This window comes from Candidatus Methylomirabilis sp., assembly GCF_028716865.1.
Taxonomy (GTDB): Bacteria; Methylomirabilota; Methylomirabilia; order Methylomirabilales; family Methylomirabilaceae; genus Methylomirabilis.
This window is the reverse complement of the sequence record NZ_JAQUOY010000023.1, coordinates 1-20,837: the sequence shown is the minus strand read 5'-3', so window position 1 is coordinate 20,837 and position 20,837 is coordinate 1. Positions and strand designations below refer to the sequence as shown.

Genomic DNA, 20,837 nt, shown 5'->3' with positions numbered 1-20,837 from the left:
ATGCCCTGGCTTCATGGTATCGTGACGCCATGCAACTGAGGACCTGATGCGCTTATCGGCGTAGAGAGAAGCGAGGGCATGCACAAACCACCAGAATTGATTGTAGCCCTGGATGTGGGAGACCTGACTGCAGCCGCCGCGCTGGTTGAGCAACTGTACCCAACAGTGACGCTCTTCAAGGTGGGCCTCCAGCTCTTCACGGCTGAGGGCCCTCGGACGGTAGAGGTGGTGAGGCAGCGGGGCGGGGCGGTCTTTCTGGATCTGAAGCTGCACGACATTCCGAATACCGTGGCTGCAGCGGTCCGCGAGGCCGCAAGGCTTGGGGCAGTGATGTGCACGCTCCACGCCTCAGGCGGACGGGCGATGTTGCAGGCGGCAAAGGCCGCCGTCGCTGGAATCGACTCACCCATGCGACTGCTGGCGGTGACGGTGCTCACCAGCCTGGACGCGCGAGGCCTGGAAGAGGTCGTTGGTAGCAAGCTCGATCTTGCGGCGCAGGTCGTTCGTTTAGCGTCGCTCGCGCGGGAGGCCGGACTGGATGGCGTCGTGGCATCGCCTCACGAAATCGGCTTACTACGGGCCACCCTGCCGCTGTCGATGCGCCTCGTTATCCCTGGCATTCGTCCGGCATGGGCTCCGACCGAGGACCAGCGCCGGGTTATGACGCCTTATGAGGCGGCCGTTGCGGGCGCGGACTACCTGGTGATCGGCCGGCCGATTACGGCAGCAGCCGATCCGGTCAAGGCGACCCGCCGGATCTTGGATGAGCTCAAGGCGGTGGTGTACGATGACAGCAGATCTCTTTGACCGATTGCCCACCCCATCCCAAAAGGTTGCAGCGCCGCTTGCGGACCGGATGCGCCCGAGGACGCTCCAGGAGTACGTCGGGCAGGAGCACCTGCTCGGAGAAGGCAAGCTCCTCCGAAGGGCCATGGAGGCGGGAGAACTGCCGTCGCTGATCCTGTGGGGTCCGCCAGGCTCAGGCAAGACGACCCTCGCCTTCCTATTGGCGGAACGATGCAAGGCAACCTTCCTACCGTTCTCGGCCGTCACCTCCGGGATCAAGGAGATCAAAGAGGTGATCGCTCGGGCCCAGCAGGAGCGCGCCTATGGCAGGCGGACGCTCCTGTTCATCGATGAGATTCACCGTTTCAACAAGGCCCAGCAGGATGCCTTTCTGCCCCATGTGGAAGGGGGAACGATCGTGCTGATCGGGGCCACTACCGAGAACCCCTCATTCGAAGTCATTGCTCCTCTCCTGTCTCGGGCGAAGGTCGTGACGCTTCGTCCGCTGACGGAGGATGCGTTGATCGTCATCCTCCGGCGGGCGCTTGACGATCAGGAGCGGGGGCTTGGTCGCCTTCGGATCGAGGCCGATGACGATGCGCTGCGCTTCATCGCGGGGCTCGGCTCGGGAGATGCCCGCGTATCGCTGAACACCTTGGAGCTGGCGGCGCAAATGGTAGAGGAGCAGCCTGACGGGAGCAGGCGGTTGACCGCACAGATGGCCCAGGAGGCGTCAGGCAGGCGGACGCTGCTGTACGATAAGACCGGGGAAGAGCATTACAACTTGATCTCGGTCCTGCACAAGAGCCTGCGGGGCAGCGACCCTGATGCTTCTCTCTATTGGCTTGCCAGAATGCTGGCATCGGGCGAAGATCCGATGTATATTGCCCGACGCGTGGTTCGGTTCGCGTCGGAAGATGTCGGCAATGCCGATCCACGGGCCTTGCAGGTGGCGCTGGCGGCCAAAGATGCGTACCATTTCCTCGGCTCGCCTGAGGGTGAATTGGCACTGGCCCAGGCCGTCGTCTTCCTAGCCACCGCGCCCAAATCGAATGCCGTCTACAAGGCCTTCGGCGAGGCGCAGCAGGATGTAGAGCAGGCGCCGCTCGAAGGGGTGCCGCTGCACCTACGGAATGCCCCAACTGCCTTGATGAAGGAACTGGAATACGGCGCCGGTTACCAGTACCCGCATGATCTGCCCGAGGCCATAGCCCTTCAGGACTACCTGCCTGAGCGGTTGAAAGGCCGGATCTACTACCACCCCACGGACCGTGGACTCGAAGCCGAGATCGGTCAAAGACTTGCCAAGTGGCGCCGCCGGAGGGTGGGTACGCCGTCGTAAGTGATGGGAGCGCACATGACGAGCGTCAAGACCGTTGGAGTTATCGGCGCCGGTATCATGGGGTCCGGCATCGCGCAGGTCGTCGCGCAGGCAGGCTACGCAGTCGTCGTCAGGGAAGCGGAGCAGCGCTTTGTGGATAAGGCGAGGCAGGCGATCGACGGCAGGCTGCAACGGGCGGTTGAAAAGGGACGGATGACCGTCGAGGAAAAGGTGACGCTCCTCGATCGGATCATGTGGACCATCACCCTGGAAGAGCTGAGAGGGGCCGACCTGATCATTGAGGCGATCAGCGAGGATCTGCCGCTGAAACAGGATCTCTTCCGGACCCTGGATCGCCTCTGCCCGCCGAGCACCATCTTTGTCAGCAACACCTCATCCATCAGCATTATGGCGCTGGCCTCTGTGACCGGGCGGGCCGATCGGTTCGCCGGCCTGCATTTTTTCAATCCCGTTCCGCTGATGAAGCTGGTGGAGGTGGTCCGGAGCATTCGCACCAGCGCGGAGACCTTTCGGACTGTCTCCGATTTCGCCACGTCGCTCGGGAAGGAGCCGGTTGCGGCAAAAGATCACTGTGGCTTCATCGTGAACCGCCTGCTGGTGCCGTATCTGTTGGATGGGATTCGAGCGTTAGAGGCGGGTGTCGCGTCTGCGGCAGATATCGACAAGGCGATGAGACTCGGCTGCAACCATCCGATGGGTCCTTTGGAGCTGGCTGATTTCGTCGGCCTTGACACGACCTACGCCATCGCGAACATCATGTTCGAGGAGTATCGGGAAGCGCGGTACGCGCCACCCCCACTTCTGAAGACAATGGTCATCGCCGGCTATCATGGGCGGAAGTCTGGCCGAGGCTTCTACGACTACTCCGGCTCGACGCCGCACGCGACGGATCTGGGCCTGTGATGCTGTTTCAACCCAAACATTGTCCTCGCGTTCCTCGCGGGAGTCTTGGTCGGCGCCCTTGCAGAGCGCACAGGATCGTTGTTCGTTACGATCCTCTTTAGTGTCCCGTTACTGCTGAGGCGCTCCTGTAGTCCCAAGGTCCCGCTTGATGAGCACTGTCGTCTGCGGCGAAACCACAATGTTTTCGATGATCGTCACGCCGCCCACCCGAAACTCCACGGTGTGCGCCCCGGCGGCCACCGGAACGGTGACCGGCCCTTTTGACCCCTTGGTCGTCATCACCCGCATGCCATCTACCAGGATCTCCGCCTCCACTGGGGTCACCTCGATCTGCAGAGACGCCGTCACCGGCGCAGAGGCCGGGGGGACCTGGGAACTCACGGCCGGTGGAGCCTGCGATGGCGGCATCACGGGGGGAGGCGCCTGAAAGGTCTCCCCGCCGTACTCGTACCCGACTGGTGGCGTAGCGGGCGGATAGGCGTATCCGGGATCATACCCCTCATAGGGATACACAGGGTACCCGTAGCCATAGGGCGCTCCCCAGCCATAGGGTCCGTACGGCCAATACGGGCCGTACCACCAAGGATCCCACCACCAGCCGCCAAGCCCGATTACGACGCTGCCGTGGAACCCCCCGTGAAAACTCTGGCCACGAAAACCGTGACCAAAGCCTCCCCCATGGACGAAACCTCCTCTACCGCCACCGCCGCCGAATCCTCCGCGCCCCCCGCCACTTCCGCCGCCGCCATGCGCCGCCTCTGCCAGCGTCAGCGGGGCCGTCATCACAAGCGCGCCGGCGATGATCAGGACACTCCAGCGTCGCAGTTCATTGACGATGTTCATGCTTCGACTCCTTCTGGTGCGGTCACCCACGATGGCTTCGCAACTCTGTTCAATTTATTCTGACGGTTACCCCGGCGACACTCTGGATCTCCATCCCGGCCGGCTATAACTGTTGTCAGTATGGCGGCTGAGGATAGGCTCCCGGTGGCGGAGGTGGAGGTGCGCCCGCTGATCGCGCCAGGTCCCGTCTGACGATCACCGTGGTTTGGGGTGACGCCACAATATGATTCGTGATACTGAACCCTCTCCAGTACAACTGCACTACATGCGGCCCGGCCACCACCGGTACCGTTACGGGCCCGTGGAATTCCCCCGCGCTGCCGATCCTCCGCCCATCCACGATGATCTCGGTCTCTGGCGGCGCGGCCTCGATCTGCAGGGCTGCCGTAGGCGGGGGTGGCGGAGGGTACCGGACTTGATAGGCAGGGGACGGGGGCGCGTAGGCATACCGCGGCGGATAGGGCCTGGCCGCCTGCTCATTTTGGATGGCGTTGCCTGTCAGAAGACCGGTAACCGCCCCGACCCCCGCGCCGATCGCTGCGCCCTTCCCCGGCGACCCGGCGATCCCACCGAGCACGGCGCCAGCGGCGGCCCCGACCCCCGCGCCGGTGAGCGTCCCGCTTTCGCGAGGAGTCAGCGGTGTCGCACATCCTGTCACGAGGATCAGGGTTGCGATTACCCCCGGCATCAGCCACCTGCCTGTTCTTCTCATCCCCTCGTCCTCCTTCCATTGAGTCTTACATAGGTAATAGAACGCGAACTGCGTACCTTTCCGTTCAGCCTGAGCGTGTCGAAGGCTGATCCGCCCATGGTTCGACGAGCGCACCATGAACAGAACGAAGGCAACCACAGTCTACATTATTCGTGCAAGTCTCAATAAAATTAGATTTTACGCTTCGTTATTCGTTTAGTCACAGCACAACAACAGAGGAAAGGGCCAGCACTGGGCTTTTTGGCGAACTGCTGCGCCACGTCGCCTCTTGCCTCTGTGATACGTCCATTTCCCCTTTATTAACGAATGAGCCCCCCTGTTGGTTGACAGGAGACTCGACCTGCTCGTCTTGATTGTCGCGTGGTTATACGTTTCGTGAAGCGATCCGGTAACGAAGGTACGCTTGATCGTTGATGCGGGATATGAAGCCGATGGTGTTGTTGGCGTCACCTAGGGCAGAGTTCCAGCGTAATAGATCAATAGAGGCGACCCATCGATTCACGGACCGGCGAGCAGAAAGTCACAGGGGACTCCCGTTTGACGATGAGACGAAGATATCTGCTCCGCTCTGACCGACTCAATGGGAAGGACCAGCCCTCTTCACTCCCTGAGAAGCGCTTTGCAGGACTGCAAGGCCCTCCATGCAGTTGGTCGCAAGGATTAGAAAAAGCGACTGTCTCTGTCAACCAACAGGGGGGCCCATTCGTTCTTAGTAGTGAGATCACATAATGGATGGACGCCTTGACGACCGCTCACCATGGTACGCGCAGTGTGAGGCGCTCTACCGGGAACACGCTCCGCGACTGCTGCGTCTGTGCCGCCTCCTGTTACGGCATTCCCAGGAGGCCGAGGACGTCACCCACGAGGTGTTCCTCAAGCTCGTCGAAAGTTACCGGGCAACAGACCGCGCTGTGGCGTGGGGTCCATGGCTCACGCGGGTCGCGGTCAACGCCTGTCGCGATCGGCAGCGGGCGGCGTGGTGGCGCCTCTGGCACGGGGCCCTCGAGGAGGTCGAGATCGTAGACCGTGACCCGACGCCGGAAGCGGCCACACTGACCGGAGAGACCCGTGAGCACATCTGGCGCGCCTTCCGGCGGCTCTCCCAACGACAGCGAGAGGTCTTCGTGTTGCGTCATCTCGAAGCGTGGTCTACCCAGCACGTCGCCGAGGTTTTGGGTCTCAGCCCCGGCAGTGTGAAGCGTCATCTGTTTCGGGCGGTGGCGTGCCTGCGCAAGGGGCTTGAGGAGCACTCATGATACGCTGTTTGCATGATCGAAGCCTGCTGCTCATCCATTACGGTGAAGGCCGTGCCGCGGACCTGGCTCACCTCGAGGCTTGCGCCACCTGTGCGGGCCGCTACCGCCAGTTGGTCCGAGACCTTGAGCAGATTGACCACGCACTTGAACGGATGCCATCCGCACTCACGGTCCGTCCTCGGAGGAGGGCTTTCTGGCCACGTCGGGCCATGGTGGCCGCCATGCTTGCAGCGGGAGTGATCGTGGCGGGGGTCGAAGTGTGGCTGTGGCGTGACACCCAGGTCCTGGTACAAAGGCAGCCGACGCTTGACGAGGCCGGCACCCTGGGTTTCCTTGCGGAGGTGTCCGCCGGTCTGTCGGCGCCGAGTGATGAGGAGACTCAAGTACTTCAGTCCGCTCGGCGTCTCACCGAGCCGGAAATGATGCTGGACAAGGAGGACGACGACGTGCTGGGCGGGCTGGGAGAGACATGGACGCGCGATGACGCGTCAGTGGAGGATTCATGGGGAGGAGATAGACATGAGAACACATAAGACGTGGCATGGGGCGGGGATCCTGCTGGGAGTCATGGCGATAGGCCTTTGGACAGCCTCGGCCTTTGGCCAGCCGCCCGGAGGCCGGGGCGCGGGGTGGGGGCACCCAACCGACGAGATGTTCCTCCTTCAGCTCGTTCAGGGGGCGGGGCTCACGGAGACTCAGCAGGCGCAAGTCAGACAGATTGTGGCGAGCCATCGCCCCAAGTTTGAGACCCTCCGGCGGCAGCTCCGGTCTGCGCGCGAGCAGTTGGCCGAGAAACTCTATGTCCCCGGTCCGGTGAAGGCCGAAGACCTTGCCCCGCTGATCCAGCAGATCGGCAAGCTCCGAGAACCCCTCATGCACGAGTCGCTGCAGGTTGCCCTGGAGGTTCGCAAGCTGCTCACCCCCGAGCAGCTGGCCAAGGCGAAGCAGCGTCGACAACGATTGAACGAAATCCGTGCGGAGATGCGGAAACTGCTTGAGGAGGGGCACTAAGTTGCGGGGCCACCGCAGGGCTTCTTCCAATATCGCACGAGACGACGAGCCTTCTCGAGCGGGACAAGTGGTCGGCAGCATCTTGGTGGTCGATGATTGCGAGGGGAATCGCGCCCTGTTGGCAGACCTGTTAGGCAGGCAAGGGTACAGCATAACCACCGCCCCTAATGGAGCGTTCGCATGGGGACTCCTGCGGCAGTCCTCGATGTCCTATGGTCTCGTCATTACCGATTTTATGATGCCGAGGATGAACGGCATCGAGCTGCTGGAGAAGATTCGGGTGGCGTACCCGTGGATCAAGGTCGTCCTCGTCACCGGCCTCGAGAAGGCGATAGCCTCGAAAGCCCAACGGCTGGGGGCCTTCGCTGTGTTTCCCAAGCCCTGCGGATTCGACCAGCTCCATGAAACAATCAAGCGCGCCCTTTTGCCGTCCCCCTCGGCAGAAGGAGGTAATGCCGATGGAACGGCTGAGGATGATCGTGATCAGGGCGAATTCGATTGTTTCCAGTAGGCGTATAGCCATTGTGTCTTAGCTTCTCCGGAATGCAACCTATCTCCACGCAGATGACGATCCGGTTGCTGTGATCCATGAGCCTACCGACCAATAGTGCTAGTCGCCGGGACCTCAGTCCGTGGAACAGGATCGTGGAAGGAGGGTCTGGAGCATCATTGGGAAGAGCGGCGGTAGGGCGCGTTGCGCCTTTTGGTGTGGCATGCCTTATCGTTCTTGTGAGCGCCCTCATGGGAGGTTGCAGCACCACAGCCGAACTATCGAGCTCGTGGAATAACAATGAGATAGTGATTGACGGCCTCCCCACCGAGTGGAGATCCTATTTCTTTTATCTCAAAGACTCGCAGATTTCCCTCGGTATACGAAACGACTCGGACTTTCTCTATGTCTGTCTCATGGCTCCAGAGGAGCAGTTCCGACGGCGGATGGTGGGACCGGGGTTGACCGTGTGGCTGGAGTCCGAAGATGGTAAGAAGCTGGGGATTCATTATCCAATTGGACTGCCGGGCCAGGAGACATCGGCGCCATTCAATCGGACGGATGCCCGCAGTTCGGAGGAATCGGAAGAAGTTGTGGAGCAATCACTTGAGAAATTGGAGCTTCTCGGACCCGGCAAGGAGGATCACCAACTCTTCTTAGCTTTCGAGGTGCCGGGCATCAGCGTGCGAGTAGGAAATTCGCAGGGATCAGGAGTGTACGAGCTGAAGGTTCCTCTGCGGGCATCCAGCGATCGTCCGTACGCGGTCGGGGCAGTTGCGGGTTCGACTCTGAAGCTCGGCATTGAGGCGGGAAAGTTTGAGCCGAAGATCAGGCAAGGCGGGAGGCGTGGGAGCGGGAGGCGCGGTGGTGGTTGGGGGAAACGCGGTGGAGGATTACCAGGGGGTGACCCAGGTGAGAGGGCAGGGTCTGGTACAGCGAGAACTCATGGCGATCGGCCCGAGCCGCTGAGCTTTTGGGCGAAGGTGCAACTCTCAGCGGCACCCGCACAGTAAACAACTGAACGGGGGCTACGCTCCTTAAGATGTCGCAAAATTGTGCATCACCGAGACGAAGCTCGCCAATCGTGAGAACGATCGATCTCGGGGCTGGAGACCATGCGGTTGCACTGTTCTCAATAGTGCAGTTTGAGCTGCAACTACACTCCTTGACAAATAATCTGCGCGGTGCTACAAAGATCGAGCCTTTTTGTAATCGGCTCATCCCCTTGTAGTTTCGGGCAGGTAGCTCAGTAGGTAGAGCACAGGACTGAAAATCCTGGTGTCGGCGGTTCGATTCCGCCCCTGCCCACCATCACTTCTTTTTAAAATCCGAGTTATATTGCCCGCTGTTGCCTTCCCTCACGGCCGATACCGGGAAATTGTGTCAGAATTGTGCTGATTCTCCCGCTTAACGGATCAGCTCGACAGGTACTCCCGCATCGATGCCCGTCCATGCCTGATCCGCCGTGACGGCTGTGGTGCCCAGACGTCGGGCGAGAATCAGGCAGGCTCGATCGCCCAGCGACAGTCCCGAGGACCGGGTCACGGGCGCAAGTAGCCCCAGGTCGATGGCGTCCTCGACATCAAGAGGGACGGATTCCAGAGGAAGCAGGGCCAAGGTATCCCGAATAGCGGCCTCCGGCATCCCTGCAATGGCTAGGCGTGTGACGACCTCCGCCAGGTTCACTGTTGAAATCACCGCATCCGCCAGGAGTGGGGCGACTCGTTCCGCTCCATCCTCCTGATTCAGCAGAGCGAGGAGCGCGGACGCATCGAGGACGACCCTACTCACGCTGTACCTCTCTCCGGCGGTCCTGGAGCAGCGACTCGACCAGACCGGCGTCCGCCGGGATATACCGGCGAACGCGGTGTTGCGCCTCCGCAATGGCCTCACGGAGCGGAATCAGCCGCAACGTCGCGTCTTCGATCTTCAGGACCACGGGATCCCCGGGACTGAGGGCCAGGGCCTTGCGGAGCGAGACCGGAATTACCACCCGCGCCCCTCTACCGATCCTCGTTACCACACCTTCACGTGAAGTATCTTTGAGTTTGACTACCATGACTATAGATTACCACACCTCGTATACGTGTCAAGCTCAATTAATATACCATGAACAGTAATATGCCACATCTTCTAATCATGCCTAAGTACGGTTTGTAAGGATGAAAATTACGAAGTTTTACCGTATGGTGAAAATAGCCAATTCGGTTGAGGATGCGGCTTGAAATGGGTGTACGGACTCTCTCGACTGCACGATCGAGCGGAGGGCCATCACGCAGATGTTCTCTTCTAGTTGGACGCTTCAAGCCTTCGGAGACAGCTCAACTGCCAGGGTGTCCTGTTCGACTTGTGGATACAAGCGGGCAATCTCGGCCTGGATCTGGATGGTTCGGGCGAGCGCCGTAACGACGCGGCAGTAGTGCTGGAGGTCTTCGAGGCTGAGGATTCGTTCCTTGCGGTCCTTCAGCCATTTGTTCAACACCTGATAGCCGCCGATCTGATATTCCCAGGTTTCTTGAGTGATCCCTTCAAAGTACTGAGTTTCGTTGATGTACACCCGCTGCTCATGCTCGCTGTATCGGTACCTCCTCACGCGATTGTCGCCTGCGCCTTCAAACCGGGCGGCGGGGCGGCCGGTTTTCTCGGGAAGGGTTGTGACATGGGTCTTTTTCTTGCCGGAAGACTCTGCGTAGTTGTTAATGAGTTCTTCCAGGCCAGAGTAGTAGCTTTCTTCTCTAGCGTCCCCATGTTTGGTGACGTCGAAGATTCTTTTAAGGTAGGCGCCGAGCATCTCAAATGTACCCAAGGCGTCTCATCCGCGGCTAGATTAGGGCAGGAAAACTGGTGCTACAAAGCTCACTGCGCATTCGCGGGGTCATCGAGCCCCGACTCATGTCTGTTCGTAGGCTTTCAGGAATTCGTCTTGGGCGATACCCGCTTGAATGCAGATGGTGCGGAGCGTCGAGCCTCTGATGTCGGAGTGATTAGGTATGGTGAGGGACGTCTGTGTTCCATCCGGGTTCTCGCGGACCATCGCCAGATGCGGCCCCTCTCGGACCAGCCGGAAGCCCAGCCGCTCCAATGGCTTAATGACCCTTGCTTTCGGGACATCTACCGGAAACGTGGGCATCAGACCGTGACTGTGGCCTCCGCAATGAAGGCGTCCAGGACGGGGGATTCAGCTTCCAGCGCCTCCGATCCAAAGGTCTGGATGTGGAAGCGGATGGCCGATCGTACATCCTCCAAGGCATCCTCATAGGTCTCGCCTTCGCCGATCACTACCCCTTTGAGCCCCATGGGATACGCCACGTAGCCCTCCGGATGTTTCTCCACGATCACTTTGAAGTAACGCATCAACGTCCCTTTTTTTGGCTAAGAGAAAAGTCGTTTCAGATCTTTTCCAACGGATCATACTCCTTCGCGCTCCCATGCGCAAGCTGACCCGCTTGATTCACGCCACGCGATAAATTCATCACTGCCGCCTCAATGGGTATAAATCGGCTCACCCTCTTATTGCAGCCGTGGTCTTCACCCTGACAACCCACGATACTGCTTGACGCGCCCCAGCGAATCTCTTACTGTTGACTCGCGGTTGACTGGTTCGTGGTGACGTCGCCAGGCTTTCTGACGTAAAAGGACAGAGGAAATGCAGAAGCATCCAGAGGGTGAAGCGAGCTACCTCGGCGCCGGCGTCGATGTCGAGCGAGAAGAGCAGGTGCTGTCCCGGGTGATCGAGACGGTGAGCGAAACGTTTGCCTTTGTGCGAGGGGTCGGGAAACCGGTCTTGCCTATCGGCTTTTTTGCGAACGTCATCGATCTCGGTCATGGAATGGGTCTAGCCCTCTCAACCGACGGGGTGGGTACGAAGCTCATGGTTGCAGAGAGGATGCGGAAGTTCGATACGGTCGGGATAGACTGCGTGGCCATGAATGTGAACGATGTGCTCTGCGTGGGCGCGCGCCCGACGACGTTTCTGGATTATATCGCGGTGCAGCAGGCGAACCCGGACCTCATCGATCAGCTCATGCAAGGGTTGAAGGAAGGCGCGCGCCGCGCAGGGGTCGCCATCTGCGGCGGTGAGATCGCCCAGGTCCGGGAGATGCTCGCATCAGAGCGTGAGGGATGGGGATGCGATCTGGTCGGGATGTGTGTCGGCCATGTTCCGCTCGATAAGGTGATTGTTGGCAGGGCCGTGACTCCTGGTGATGTCATTATTGGCATCCGAAGCAGCGGGATCCATAGTAATGGCTTGACGCTGGCTCGGCAGGTCCTGTTCACGCAGAACAAGTATTCGGTGGATACCAGATTCGAGGAGCTTGGGCGAACGCTGGGGGAAGAACTTCTCGAGCCGACCCTGATCTATGTGCCGGAGGTAGTCGAGGCGCTTGAGCGATCGCTGGCCATCAACGGGCTCGCCCACATCACGAGCGACGGGCTACTGAACTTGTTGCGACTAGATACAAAGCCCCACGCAGTCGGCTACGTCATTGACCGGTTTCCTCCGATCCCTCCGATATTTTCCCTGATCCAGAAATCGGGGGGTATCCCCGATCACGAGATGTTCCAGGTCTTCAACATGGGGATCGGATTCTGTGCCGTCGTCGCTGAAGCGGATGCGGAGTCCTTTGTGGAGATCGTGAAGCATCATGGCCGGGAGGCCTTGCAGATCGGCCACGTGGTCAGCGATCCGGAGCAGAAGGTCGTCATTCGGCCCCGAGGCCTGGTCGGCCAGGGCAATCGATTTGTGAAGGTATCATCAACGATGTAAGCAGCGGTCTTTCTGCCCGAGGGCTGAGTCGGCTAGAGTCCAGCACGGCTGTGAGCTTTCTGGATTGAAAGTACACATGGGCCGTGATAGCATGAAGTTATCCTCGATCGCGAAAAGGATGACTCAATGGGACGGGGATCTGGATCGCTAGCTCCGACCATGGCTCTCATTACGGCTATCTGCCTGTTGTGGGTCTATCCGTTTTGCCTTTTCCACCAAGTCAGCGCTGTTGCGTACCAGCGCGTTACCTTATCCGATTTCGACCATAGTTCATCCCATCCTCTCCTCTGCGATGGCCACCAGCTTTACGCGGCCCTGAGCGGCCAAGAGACGGGTGCCGGCGCAAAGGCCGGCATCAGCCTCCGAACTGAGCCCCTGCAAGCCATTCCACACGAACGGTTCTCGGCCGTCAGGCGACAGGAACCGACCGGCCCCTTACTCCTCGCCTTCCGATCCGCCGCACTTTCTTCTTCAAAAGAGTTGTACGTACTGAACGTGGTCTATCAGATTTAATTCGCCTGCCGGCATTCTTGCATTGTAGGCATCTCCTCGACCGCGCAGATCCTAGTTTTTACCCGTATGATCCGCCCGGCGAGGGGGTCCACTTTCCATTCTTTTCATCTTACTGAAGGCGAAAGGTCTATGGTTGGGCAGTTCCGATTGACCGATATCTTGCTTGGGCAGAAGAGAGATGCAAGAGTTGAAACAATTCATTAGCGTGATATTGCTGGCGATTGCCGTCGCGGCAGGCGGATGCGGCAAGCAAGAGACCGGGCCCACACCGCGCGAGACAGACAAAGCGCCCCATGACAGAGAGCACGGGGAGACGGTCGGTTTCGGCGAGGCTTCAATTGGTATCCGACTGACTCCCGAAGAGCGCGACAACATCGGTCTCAGGACCGAGGCGGTAGCGCTTCGACCGACTGAAGATGTCCGCAAGCTCAATGGAATTGTCAAGCCGCATCCCGATCGGGTGGCGCAGGTAACCAGCCGTGTGCCGGGCATTGTACTTAGTGTTCATGCATCGCTTGGCACCTGGGTCAAGCGAGGAGACGATCTGTTGGACATTAAGAGTGTGGAGTTGGAACGCCTGGAGTTGAGCCTGATTCAGGCCGAGAACAGGCTGGCACTGACGAAGCTGGATCTGGAGCGAGTACGACAACTCGTTGAACGGGAGATTGTGGCCCGGAAGGAGTTGCTGAAACTCGAGAACCAGCATCGCGAGGTCCTGAACGAGATCGAGAGCCTCACCCGCCAACTGAACTTTCTCGGTCTGCCCCAGCAGGCGATCGCGCGGATTCGTGAGGAGCAGATGGTCGCCACGTTGCATCTGCCGGCCCCCATCAGTGGGACGATCGTCGAGCGCAACGTCGTGATTGGTCAGGCAATTGAGCCCAATGTTGCCTTGATGAAGATTATCGATACCTCCACCATGATTGTTGAGGGGGAGGCCTTCGAGGACACCCTGCCCCTGCTCAGGCTTGGACAACGGGTCCGAGTCGCCGTCTCCGCATACCCCCATGAGGTGTTCGAAGGGAGAATTAGTTTCATCAGCCCGACGGTCAACCCGGTAAAGCGGACCATTTCGGTGTGGGCAGAGGTCGGAAATCCTCGCGGGCTGCTGAAACAAGATCTCTTTGCCCAGGTCTATGTGATCGTGGGAGAGCAGCACAGGAGCCTCACCGTCCCGATTGAGGCGCTCATCAGCGCGGAGGGGGTGGAGTTTACCTTCGTCGAACGGGACGGCGTGTATCTCCGTGCAGACCTCGGACTGGGAATCCGGAATGACCGTTATGCCGAGGTGAAAAGCGGCCTTTCCCCTGGCGATCGAGTCATTACGGACGGCAGCCGCCAGCTTTACGCAAAGTGGCTTGCCGCAAAGGGCGGCGGACCGGCACTGGGCGGCCACACACATTGAGGTGCGAGGGGTGAGATGTTCGCCTGGATCATTGAACGATCACTGAGAAATCGCGTCCTCGTGGTGGTCGCTTTCGTCGTCCTGCTGGTTGTCGGTCTGTTTACGTTACGCCGGATCACGCTTGACGTCTTCCCCGAGTTTGCCCCGCCTCAGGTCGTCATTCAGACGGAGGCCCCTAGCCTGCCGCCGCAGGACGTCGAGTCCCTCATTACCTTTCCGATCGAGTCTGCCATTAATGGGACTCCGGGGGTGGAGGTGATCCGGTCGAAATCGACCGCTGGACTGTCAAGTATCGTCGTGGTCTTCAAGTGGGGAACGAACATCTACGCGGCCCGCCAGCTTGTGACCGAACGTCTCCAGGGGGTCAAGGATCGGCTTCCAGCGGGAACCAAGAGTCCCATGATGCTCCCGATTACCTCGGCGGTGGGCTGGCTGGTCAAATACGTGCTCACAAGCGACAGCGTCTCCCTGATGGAGCTTCGAACGATCTCGGATTGGGAGATCCGCAACCGGCTGCTGGCGATTCCTGGCGTGGCTTCAGTAGTCTCCATCGGCGGCGACGCGAAGCAGTATCAAGTGCTACTGTCTTCGGACAAGCTGTTTCAATACGGCCTGACCGCCAAGGAGATCCTTGATGCCATCAGGAAGGCGAACGTCAGTGTCCCTGGAGGCTTTCTGGTGACGCCTGCCCAGGAATACGTCATCACCGGGGCTGGCCGGATCTCGTCGCTTCAAGAGCTTCAGCAGACCAAGGTGGCGGAGCGAGGCGGGACACCGATCCGGTTGGATCAGGTGGCGACGGTCCGCTTCGGTCCGGAGTTCAAGCGGGGGGACGCATCGTGGGAGGGCAAGCCCGCCGTGATCGGAACGGTCTCGAAGCTCTTTGGGGTCGATACCTTGACGGTTACATACCAGGTAGAACAGGCGCTGGAGGAGATTCGCAAGACGCTGCCGCCAGGGGTCGAGCTGAATACGCAGGTCTTCCGCCAGGCGAGCTTCATCGAGTCCTCCATTGCCAACCTGCGTCAGGCGATCCTGGAAGGGGTGGTGGTCGTCAGTATCGTCGTCATCTTCTTTCTCTTCAATGTCCGGGCGTCTCTCATTACCTTGACGGCGCTGCCAATCTCATTAATCTCCGGAGTGCTGCTGCTCAAGACGTTCGGGATCGGCATCAACGCGATGACCCTTGGGGGGCTGGCCATCGCCATCGGCGAGGTCGTGGACGACGCGATTGTGGACGTAGAAAATATCATCCGCCGGCTTAGACTCAATAAGGAGAAGGCCCACCCAGACCCTCCCCTGAAGGTGATCTACGAGGCGTCAGTTGAGATCCGGCACGCCGTGGTCCATGCCACCTGGATCGTCCTGATTGTCTTCATGCCGATCTTTCTGCTTGGAGGGGTGGAGGGACGGATCTTTACGCCGCTCGGCCTTGCGTATATCTTTGCGATCCTTGCCTCCCTCCTGGTTGCGGTGACGTTAGTCCCGGCCTTGGCCGCCATGCTCCTGATTCGCCGCGGGGACGCTCAACCGGAACAGGAGAGCCTGACGATCAGGAGCATGAAGCGCACCTATGAAGCGCTCCTGCGCCGGGCGCTGCACCACCCCCGGTGGGTAATGGCCGCCTGCATGCTCCTGATTGCTGCCAGTCTGGCGGTCGTCCCGTTCCTCGGCCGCTCCTTCCTCCCTGAGTTTCGCGAAGGCAACTTCATCCTGCAGGCAACGATGCTGCCGGGTGTCTCGCTTGTAGAGTCGATGCGCGTGGGGGAGCGGATTGTCCGAATTCTGAAGCAGCATCCCGAGGTCATCTCGGCCTCCCAGCGGGCGGGTCGGGCAGAGCTGGATGAGGAGGCGCTGCCGCCGAATGTGAGTGAATTCGATATCGCGATTCGATACAGCGAACGCGATCCGGAACTGCTCCTCCGTGCCATCCGCGAGCATCTGGAACAGGTTCCCGGTGTGGCCACCGTGCTGGGCCAGTTTATCTCGCACCGGCTGGACGAGGTCCTTTCGGGCATCCGGGCCCAGATCGCCATCAAGCTCTATGGGCCCGACCTGGCCGTACTCCGAGCGAAAGGGCAGCAGGTTGAGCAGATCATGCGAGAGATCAAGGGGGTTGCGGATCTGTTGCTGGAACCCCTCATCAATGTTCCGGGGGTGCGCATCGCGGTCGATCGGAAGGAGGCCTCTCGTCTCGGTCTGGACGTGGGTGACATCCTGGAGACGACCGAAGTGGCCTTCGGCGGGAGATCGATCTCTCGCATCATTGAAGGGCAACGGGGGTTCGACCTGTTCGCCTGGTTCGATGAGGACTCCCGCAAAGACCAGGCCTCTATGCGAAATCTCTTGATCGACGCGCCGGAGGGGCGCAAAATCCCGCTTCGGCTGGTGGCCGACCTGCAGATCGTAAACAGCCCCTTCATGATCAATCGGGAGCGGTTGCAGCGGCGAATTGTTGTGCAGGCGAACGTGGCGGATCGGGATCTCATCAGCGTGATCCACGAGGCCCAAAGCCGGATTGCCAGGGAGGTCCGGCTTCCCGCCGGCTACTTCATCGAGTACGGCGGGCAGTTTGAAAGTGAGCGGGAAGCGACGAGGGTGCTGATAGTGTATGGCGGGCTGGCGGTGGTCGGAATTTTCCTTATGCTGTATAAGGCGTTCAATTCGCCACGCGCCGCCCTCCTCGTCATGGTCAATCTCCCCTTGGCGTTGATCGGCGGTGTGGCGGCCATCCTGCTCACGGGGATGGTGACGAGCGTCCCCGCGCTGATCGGGTTCATCAGTGTCTTTGGAATCGCCGCCCGAAACGGGATCATTCTGGTCAGCCACTATCGGCAGCTTCGGGCTGAAGGCGTTTCGAAGGAAGACGCCATTATCCAGGGGTCGAAGGACCGACTTGCGCCGGTCCTGATGACGGCCGCCGCGGCTGCGTTAGGTCTGCTCCCGCTGCTGTTCGGCGAGGCGACCGGGAAGGAGCTGGAGCGACCGCTGGCCCAGGTTATCCTGGGAGGTCTTTTCACCTCGACGCTGCTGAACATGATCGTGGTGCCGACCCTGTTCATGCGGTTCGGCTGGGAGCGGGAAGAGGTCTTCCGGCAACAGATGGCCCTGGAAGGAAGGTTGACGTGAAGCTCATTCCTGCGCCTTTCGTCACCCTCAGCTTGCTCCTGCTGACCACCACAGCGTGGGGCCATGCATTTCCCGACCACTCGGAGCCACGGGTAGGTGGAACGCTCCAGCCGCCGCCCCCGCGCGTGAGGCTATGGTTCGACGGAGCGCTGGAGCCCGCCTTCAGCACGATCAAGGTGGTCAATGCCGGCCATCAGCAGGTTGACAACGGGGACGGACGGGTGAACCCTGCCGACCACACCGTCTTGGAAGCGTCTCTCCCGCCCCTGCCACAAGGACAATACCGGATCGTGTGGAGCGTTGTCGCCCACGACGGCCACCGCACTGAAGGTGGTCTTTCGTTTGCTATCGGTCCCGGCCTGCCCGATCGGCCTTGGGCTACCAGCGCGGCTGCTACAATTCCGCAGCTCTTTGTCCGCTGGCTCAGCTTCATCGGCCTCTCGATGCTGATCGGCGCGCTGGCTTTTCGCTTGCTCCTTATTCGGTCGGTTGTGCTTCCGCGTCAGGCATTTGAGACGGTTGAGCGACCACTTCGGCGGCTGGAACTAAGTTTGATCGTGCTTGTGGCGCTGACAACTATCGGCGAACTGATCCTGAGAACACAGATGATGAGCGACGTGCGCCTTATCGAGATACACGTCACCCTCCCGGTTGTGCTGCTGCAGACCCACTTTGGCGTCGTCTGGCTCATCCGACTCGGCTTTATTGGAATCATGGGACTTGTCTGGGGTTTCGGTCGGACGACTGTATCGCAGAGCCAGCGAACCATTATGCTCTCCCTTTCCGCAGCCACACTCATCGCCCTGACAACAAGCCTGTCTGGACATGCCGGGGACTGGGGAGACCTGACGATGCCCGTCCTGATCGATTGGATCCACTTGGTTGCGGTCTCCATCTGGATCGGCGGTCTCTTCACATTCGGATTCCTATTGCAGCGCGTGGCTGTCCCTCCTCGCACGGAGGAGGTGACGCGCAAGCTTGCAGCGATCGGCCGCCCTTTTTCGAGGATGGCGGCCTACTGCGTGTTCACGCTGCTCGTGGCGGGGCTCTTTAATGCGTGGTTGCAGGTGAGATCGTTGCAGCCCTTCGTCACGACCTCCTATGGATTGACCCTCTTCGTCAAGGTCGTCCTGGTGGGGCTGGTCTTGACGCTTGCTGCCGTGAACCGGTATTACTTCCTGCCGCTGTTGCGCGATCCGCTCGGCGCGCGTTATCGACCACTGGTGACAACAATCGGTCGCCTCGGCGGCGCCTGGCTCGTAGGGGCAGGTGGCGACCAAGTAGCGGGGATCCGCCGCCGCCTGCGCCAGTTTATGCGGCTGGAGTGGATCCTTGTCATCGCCGCCCTGGCGCTTGCGGCCCTACTGACCCATCTCCCTCCGGCCCGTCACATCCTTGCCCATCACCATCTTGAACAACAGACCCATCGTCAGCCTTAGCAGCCTCCAGCGACTATGCGGTACGCTCCAGTCGGACCAGTCAGTTTCCCTCTGGCTAATCCTCATGTAAGGCGACTGAGCGAGCGATCGAACCGGGGAGACATTGGCTTTGACTGGTACAACAGACTGTGATAGTTTATATGCGTTTAGCCCTTTGGCGGGGCAGGAGTAGAGTCTTCAATGTGTTGTCGTTCACGTTGGATTTTACCCACCTCTATATGCGAAACATAGGAGGGACGCGATGAGAACCGGCGGTGGGGCTGTTCGATGGCCCCTTGCACTTACCTTGATTAGTGTGGGAGCGTTACTGTGGGGCTGCTCAGGGATACATCTCAGACCGGAATCCTACGATTGGGTCACCGGGGAGCGGACGGCTCCAGCCGCTGTGAGCGCAGCCAAGGTGGCCGTGGCCGAGGCGGAGGCCGCAGGTGCAGCGAGGATCGGTTCAGCCCGCTATCACATAGCCAAAGCGAAAGAGTACCTGATCCTGGCCGAGCGGGAGCTGTTCGAGCGCGATCTGGCGGCGGCGGAGACGGCGGCGGGCATAGCCAAGAAAGCCGCTGAGGAGGCCAAGGCGATTGCGCAGCGCAGAAAATAAGCTGATGGTTGACAGCTATAAGCCGACAGCGGCCTCAAAGAGAGGGGGATCGAAGAAGATGAACAGGAGTCCGAAGACCGGTCGGGTATTTCAACTCGCGCTGTTCTGTGCATCGGTGGCTCTAATGATCGCGGGGTGCGCAACCACCGCGTCGTATCGCCCTGAGATGGACAGCATGAAGGCCGTCCTCACCGAGGCGAAGGCCGCCGGCGCCGAAACGCGCGCGCCTAAGGAATTCGCCGCCGCGGAAGCCTGCATGGATTGGTTCACCCACGAGGCCACGGAGTTCAATCCGTTCGCAGATCCTGACGCCCACATACGTGGTAAGTGCCAGGCCGCCTTCGCAGCGCTGAGGGGAAAGGTACCCACTGAGGCGGTCTTGCCCCCCGTAACCCCACAGCCGGAAACCGCTCAAGGAGCGGCAGAAAAGAAGGCGTCACCCCTAAAGGATATTTTTTTCGACTTCGACAAAGGAACGATTCGGGCGGATATGAAAAAGAGCCTCAACGAGGACGTTCGGTGGTTGAAGGCAAATCCGACAGCCTCGATCATCATCGAGGGCCATTGCGATGAGCGCGGGACGCGGGAGTACAACCTCGCCCTCGGCCAGCGGCGCGCCAAGTCGACAAAGGATTACCTTGTCGCCGCCGGGATCAACGTCAAGCGGATCAAGGTTATCAGTTATGGGAAGGAGCGGCCTTTCGCCCCTGGCCACGACGAGTCGGCCTGGAAATTGAACCGGAGAGCCCATTTCGTTTTGCAATAGAGGAGAGGAGAGGCGATTGCCTCTCCGAACCGACCGCTGGTCGGTGTGCCAAGAGTCGGGCCACCCTCCGATGCCGTTCAGGGGGTTCCCCCTGGAAGTCGTGATGTCACTTCGCTGCGCTGATCCGCCCCCTCGATGCAGTCTCTCCTCCGGGAAGTCGCCCTGCCTCATGTTGTTCGATCGAACTTGCGCCGGTTTACGATAGGCCACAGATGTCTGAACGGATGATTTATGCGACGTATGATGAGATGCAGGCGGAACTCCTCCGCCTGCATCTGCAACGCTATGGTGTCCCGTGCTGGCTCCGGTCTATGCGAGTCGGCGGGTTTCAGGGGATTACCTTCGGTCCGCTTGGGGAGATCCGACTGATGACCTCCGCTCCGTATGCCGCAAAGGGGAGGCGGCTGATCGAACAGGCCGCTCTATACGGATTGCTCTCCCTTTTACCGGACAAGGCCGAGAAAGCGAAATGATGATTGGCGCCGGCAAGATCAAGACGCTCTGCGAACTGGGCGTCATCGTTCGGCAGCGCCGGGCGCTGGGAGAGCGGGCGGTCTTTACCAATGGCTGTTTTGATCTACTGCACCGGGGACATACCCGCTTGTTGCAGCAAGCGAGGACACTGGGCGACCTGCTGATCGTCGGTCTGAACAGTGACGCATCGGTCCGATTACTGAAGGGCCCATTCCGGCCTGTACTCTCGCAGGATGAGCGGGCAGAGCTGCTCTCGGCCCTGGCCTCGGTCGACTACGTGGTGATCTTCGAGGAACCGGACCCGAGCCGTATCATCGAAGCGCTTGAGCCTGATGTATTAGTCAAGGGCGCCGACTGGGCGAAGGAAGAGGTCATCGGTCGGGAGACGGTAGAGAGGCATGG

24 protein-coding genes and 1 tRNA gene are annotated in these 20,837 nt (G+C 60.1%); 18 read left to right on the top strand and 7 right to left on the bottom strand.

Features of this window, described 5'->3' with window-relative positions:
• The first annotated feature begins 78 nt into the window (after positions 1–78).
• Genes pyrF through PHV01_RS09830 form a run of 3 tightly spaced genes read left to right on the top strand, consistent with a single transcriptional unit; the run spans position 79 to position 3,031 of the window.
• Positions 79–807, top strand: a complete 729-nt coding sequence (gene pyrF, locus PHV01_RS09840) for an orotidine-5'-phosphate decarboxylase (RefSeq protein WP_337290983.1) — start codon at positions 79–81, stop codon at positions 805–807.
• Positions 788–2,128, top strand: a complete 1,341-nt coding sequence (locus PHV01_RS09835; protein ID WP_337290982.1) for a replication-associated recombination protein A — start codon at positions 788–790, stop codon at positions 2,126–2,128. The genes pyrF and PHV01_RS09835 overlap by 20 nt, the downstream gene beginning before the upstream one ends.
• Positions 2,129–2,143: 15 nt before the next feature.
• Positions 2,144–3,031 (top strand): 3-hydroxybutyryl-CoA dehydrogenase, encoded by an 888-nt coding sequence (locus tag PHV01_RS09830; RefSeq protein WP_337290981.1) that lies wholly within the window; start codon positions 2,144–2,146, stop codon positions 3,029–3,031.
• A gap of 108 nt (positions 3,032–3,139) precedes the next feature.
• Here the strand turns inward: PHV01_RS09830 and PHV01_RS09825 are convergent, their stop codons facing one another.
• Together PHV01_RS09825 and PHV01_RS09820 are read right to left on the bottom strand one after the other, a co-directional pair.
• Positions 3,140–3,874 carry a hypothetical protein gene (locus tag PHV01_RS09825; RefSeq protein ID WP_337290980.1) on the bottom strand — a complete coding sequence of 245 codons (735 nt, stop codon included), beginning with the start codon at positions 3,872–3,874 and terminating at the stop codon, positions 3,140–3,142.
• Positions 3,875–3,989: 115 nt separating this feature from the next.
• On the bottom strand, positions 3,990–4,586 hold the full coding sequence (locus PHV01_RS09820; RefSeq protein ID WP_337290979.1) for a glycine zipper family protein: 597 nt from the start codon (positions 4,584–4,586) through the stop codon (positions 3,990–3,992).
• Between the two features lie 728 nt (positions 4,587–5,314).
• On the opposite strand from PHV01_RS09820, the gene PHV01_RS09815 reads away from it, so the two are divergent.
• From PHV01_RS09815 to PHV01_RS09790, 6 genes are all read left to right on the top strand, one after another.
• On the top strand, positions 5,315–5,842 hold the full coding sequence (locus PHV01_RS09815) for a sigma-70 family RNA polymerase sigma factor (RefSeq protein ID WP_337290978.1): 528 nt from the start codon (positions 5,315–5,317) through the stop codon (positions 5,840–5,842).
• Positions 5,839–6,375 (top strand): hypothetical protein, encoded by a 537-nt coding sequence (locus PHV01_RS09810; protein WP_337290977.1) that lies wholly within the window; start codon positions 5,839–5,841, stop codon positions 6,373–6,375. The genes PHV01_RS09815 and PHV01_RS09810 overlap by 4 nt, the downstream gene beginning before the upstream one ends.
• A complete protein-coding gene (locus PHV01_RS09805) occupies positions 6,362–6,853 on the top strand; it encodes a Spy/CpxP family protein refolding chaperone (RefSeq protein WP_337290976.1) in 492 nt (163 codons plus the stop codon). The genes PHV01_RS09810 and PHV01_RS09805 overlap by 14 nt, the downstream gene beginning before the upstream one ends.
• A gap of 1 nt (position 6,854) precedes the next feature.
• Positions 6,855–7,364 carry a response regulator gene (locus PHV01_RS09800; RefSeq protein WP_337290975.1) on the top strand — a complete coding sequence of 170 codons (510 nt, stop codon included), beginning with the start codon at positions 6,855–6,857 and terminating at the stop codon, positions 7,362–7,364.
• Positions 7,365–7,651: 287 nt separating this feature from the next.
• A complete protein-coding gene (locus tag PHV01_RS09795) occupies positions 7,652–8,356 on the top strand; it encodes a hypothetical protein (protein WP_337290974.1) in 705 nt (234 codons plus the stop codon).
• Between the two features lie 222 nt (positions 8,357–8,578).
• Positions 8,579–8,654, top strand: a tRNA-Phe gene (locus PHV01_RS09790).
• 96 nt (positions 8,655–8,750) lie between these two features.
• Here PHV01_RS09790 and PHV01_RS09785 read toward each other — a convergent pair.
• The 5 genes from PHV01_RS09785 to PHV01_RS09765 form a co-directional block, all read right to left on the bottom strand.
• Positions 8,751–9,134, bottom strand: a complete 384-nt coding sequence (locus tag PHV01_RS09785; protein WP_337290973.1) for a type II toxin-antitoxin system VapC family toxin — start codon at positions 9,132–9,134, stop codon at positions 8,751–8,753.
• Entirely contained in the window at positions 9,127–9,402 is a 276-nt protein-coding gene (locus PHV01_RS09780; protein WP_337290972.1) for an AbrB/MazE/SpoVT family DNA-binding domain-containing protein, read from the bottom strand. Before PHV01_RS09780 ends, PHV01_RS09785 begins: the two co-directional genes overlap by 8 nt.
• Positions 9,403–9,645: 243 nt before the next feature.
• Positions 9,646–10,134: a type ISP restriction/modification enzyme gene (locus PHV01_RS09775; RefSeq protein ID WP_337290971.1), complete on the bottom strand. Its 489-nt coding sequence runs from the start codon at positions 10,132–10,134 to the stop codon at positions 9,646–9,648.
• A gap of 99 nt (positions 10,135–10,233) precedes the next feature.
• Positions 10,234–10,473, bottom strand: a complete 240-nt coding sequence (locus PHV01_RS09770; protein WP_337290970.1) for a type II toxin-antitoxin system HicA family toxin — start codon at positions 10,471–10,473, stop codon at positions 10,234–10,236.
• Positions 10,473–10,697, bottom strand: a complete 225-nt coding sequence (locus tag PHV01_RS09765) for a type II toxin-antitoxin system HicB family antitoxin (protein ID WP_337290969.1) — start codon at positions 10,695–10,697, stop codon at positions 10,473–10,475. Before PHV01_RS09765 ends, PHV01_RS09770 begins: the two co-directional genes overlap by 1 nt.
• A 292-nt stretch (positions 10,698–10,989) precedes the next feature.
• On the opposite strand from PHV01_RS09765, the gene purM reads away from it, so the two are divergent.
• From purM to PHV01_RS09720, 9 genes are all read left to right on the top strand, one after another.
• On the top strand, positions 10,990–12,111 hold the full coding sequence (gene purM, locus PHV01_RS09760) for a phosphoribosylformylglycinamidine cyclo-ligase (protein ID WP_337290968.1): 1,122 nt from the start codon (positions 10,990–10,992) through the stop codon (positions 12,109–12,111).
• Between the two features lie 126 nt (positions 12,112–12,237).
• Complete coding sequence (locus tag PHV01_RS09755) at positions 12,238–12,624, top strand: hypothetical protein (protein WP_337290967.1); 387 nt, start codon at positions 12,238–12,240, stop codon at positions 12,622–12,624.
• A 178-nt stretch (positions 12,625–12,802) separates the two neighbouring features.
• Positions 12,803–14,029 carry an efflux RND transporter periplasmic adaptor subunit gene (locus PHV01_RS09750; protein ID WP_337290966.1) on the top strand — a complete coding sequence of 409 codons (1,227 nt, stop codon included), beginning with the start codon at positions 12,803–12,805 and terminating at the stop codon, positions 14,027–14,029.
• A gap of 15 nt (positions 14,030–14,044) precedes the next feature.
• The gene (locus tag PHV01_RS09745; protein WP_337290965.1) at positions 14,045–17,158 is read left to right on the top strand and encodes an efflux RND transporter permease subunit; all 3,114 of its coding nucleotides are present in this window, start codon (positions 14,045–14,047) and stop codon (positions 17,156–17,158) included.
• Positions 17,155–18,597, top strand: a complete 1,443-nt coding sequence (locus tag PHV01_RS09740; RefSeq protein WP_337290964.1) for a copper resistance protein CopC — start codon at positions 17,155–17,157, stop codon at positions 18,595–18,597. Before PHV01_RS09745 ends, PHV01_RS09740 begins: the two co-directional genes overlap by 4 nt.
• Before the next feature lie 241 nt (positions 18,598–18,838).
• Positions 18,839–19,195 (top strand): hypothetical protein, encoded by a 357-nt coding sequence (locus PHV01_RS09735; protein WP_337290963.1) that lies wholly within the window; start codon positions 18,839–18,841, stop codon positions 19,193–19,195.
• 58 nt (positions 19,196–19,253) lie between these two features.
• Positions 19,254–19,961: a peptidoglycan-associated lipoprotein Pal gene (pal, locus tag PHV01_RS09730; protein WP_337290962.1), complete on the top strand. Its 708-nt coding sequence runs from the start codon at positions 19,254–19,256 to the stop codon at positions 19,959–19,961.
• A 212-nt stretch (positions 19,962–20,173) separates the two neighbouring features.
• Entirely contained in the window at positions 20,174–20,434 is a 261-nt protein-coding gene (locus PHV01_RS09725) for a hypothetical protein (protein ID WP_337290961.1), read from the top strand.
• Positions 20,431–20,837 (top strand): adenylyltransferase/cytidyltransferase family protein (locus PHV01_RS09720; RefSeq protein WP_337290960.1); only part of this gene is annotated, 407 nt, incomplete at its 3' end. The genes PHV01_RS09725 and PHV01_RS09720, both read left to right, overlap by 4 nt.

What these genes read in the sequence shown, in the direction of transcription:
- pyrF (WP_337290983.1), top strand. Translation starts at nt 79, where the DNA reads ATGCACAAACCACCAGAATTGATTGTAGCCCTGGATGTGGGAGACCTG.
- PHV01_RS09835 (WP_337290982.1), top strand. Translation starts at nt 788, where the DNA reads ATGACAGCAGATCTCTTTGACCGATTGCCCACCCCATCCCAAAAGGTT.
- PHV01_RS09830 (WP_337290981.1), top strand. Translation starts at nt 2,144, where the DNA reads ATGACGAGCGTCAAGACCGTTGGAGTTATCGGCGCCGGTATCATGGGG.
- PHV01_RS09825 (WP_337290980.1), bottom strand. Translation starts at nt 3,874, where the DNA reads ATGAACATCGTCAATGAACTGCGACGCTGGAGTGTCCTGATCATCGCC.
- PHV01_RS09820 (WP_337290979.1), bottom strand. Translation starts at nt 4,586, where the DNA reads ATGAGAAGAACAGGCAGGTGGCTGATGCCGGGGGTAATCGCAACCCTG.
- PHV01_RS09815 (WP_337290978.1), top strand. Translation starts at nt 5,315, where the DNA reads ATGGATGGACGCCTTGACGACCGCTCACCATGGTACGCGCAGTGTGAG.
- PHV01_RS09810 (WP_337290977.1), top strand. Translation starts at nt 5,839, where the DNA reads ATGATACGCTGTTTGCATGATCGAAGCCTGCTGCTCATCCATTACGGT.
- PHV01_RS09805 (WP_337290976.1), top strand. Translation starts at nt 6,362, where the DNA reads ATGAGAACACATAAGACGTGGCATGGGGCGGGGATCCTGCTGGGAGTC.
- PHV01_RS09780 (WP_337290972.1), bottom strand. Translation starts at nt 9,402, where the DNA reads ATGGTAGTCAAACTCAAAGATACTTCACGTGAAGGTGTGGTAACGAGG.
- PHV01_RS09775 (WP_337290971.1), bottom strand. Translation starts at nt 10,134, where the DNA reads ATGCTCGGCGCCTACCTTAAAAGAATCTTCGACGTCACCAAACATGGG.
- PHV01_RS09770 (WP_337290970.1), bottom strand. Translation starts at nt 10,473, where the DNA reads ATGCCCACGTTTCCGGTAGATGTCCCGAAAGCAAGGGTCATTAAGCCA.
- PHV01_RS09765 (WP_337290969.1), bottom strand. Translation starts at nt 10,697, where the DNA reads ATGCGTTACTTCAAAGTGATCGTGGAGAAACATCCGGAGGGCTACGTG.
- purM (WP_337290968.1), top strand. Translation starts at nt 10,990, where the DNA reads ATGCAGAAGCATCCAGAGGGTGAAGCGAGCTACCTCGGCGCCGGCGTC.
- PHV01_RS09755 (WP_337290967.1), top strand. Translation starts at nt 12,238, where the DNA reads ATGGGACGGGGATCTGGATCGCTAGCTCCGACCATGGCTCTCATTACG.
- PHV01_RS09750 (WP_337290966.1), top strand. Translation starts at nt 12,803, where the DNA reads ATGCAAGAGTTGAAACAATTCATTAGCGTGATATTGCTGGCGATTGCC.
- PHV01_RS09745 (WP_337290965.1), top strand. Translation starts at nt 14,045, where the DNA reads ATGTTCGCCTGGATCATTGAACGATCACTGAGAAATCGCGTCCTCGTG.
- PHV01_RS09735 (WP_337290963.1), top strand. Translation starts at nt 18,839, where the DNA reads ATGAGAACCGGCGGTGGGGCTGTTCGATGGCCCCTTGCACTTACCTTG.
- pal (WP_337290962.1), top strand. Translation starts at nt 19,254, where the DNA reads ATGAACAGGAGTCCGAAGACCGGTCGGGTATTTCAACTCGCGCTGTTC.
- PHV01_RS09725 (WP_337290961.1), top strand. Translation starts at nt 20,174, where the DNA reads ATGTCTGAACGGATGATTTATGCGACGTATGATGAGATGCAGGCGGAA.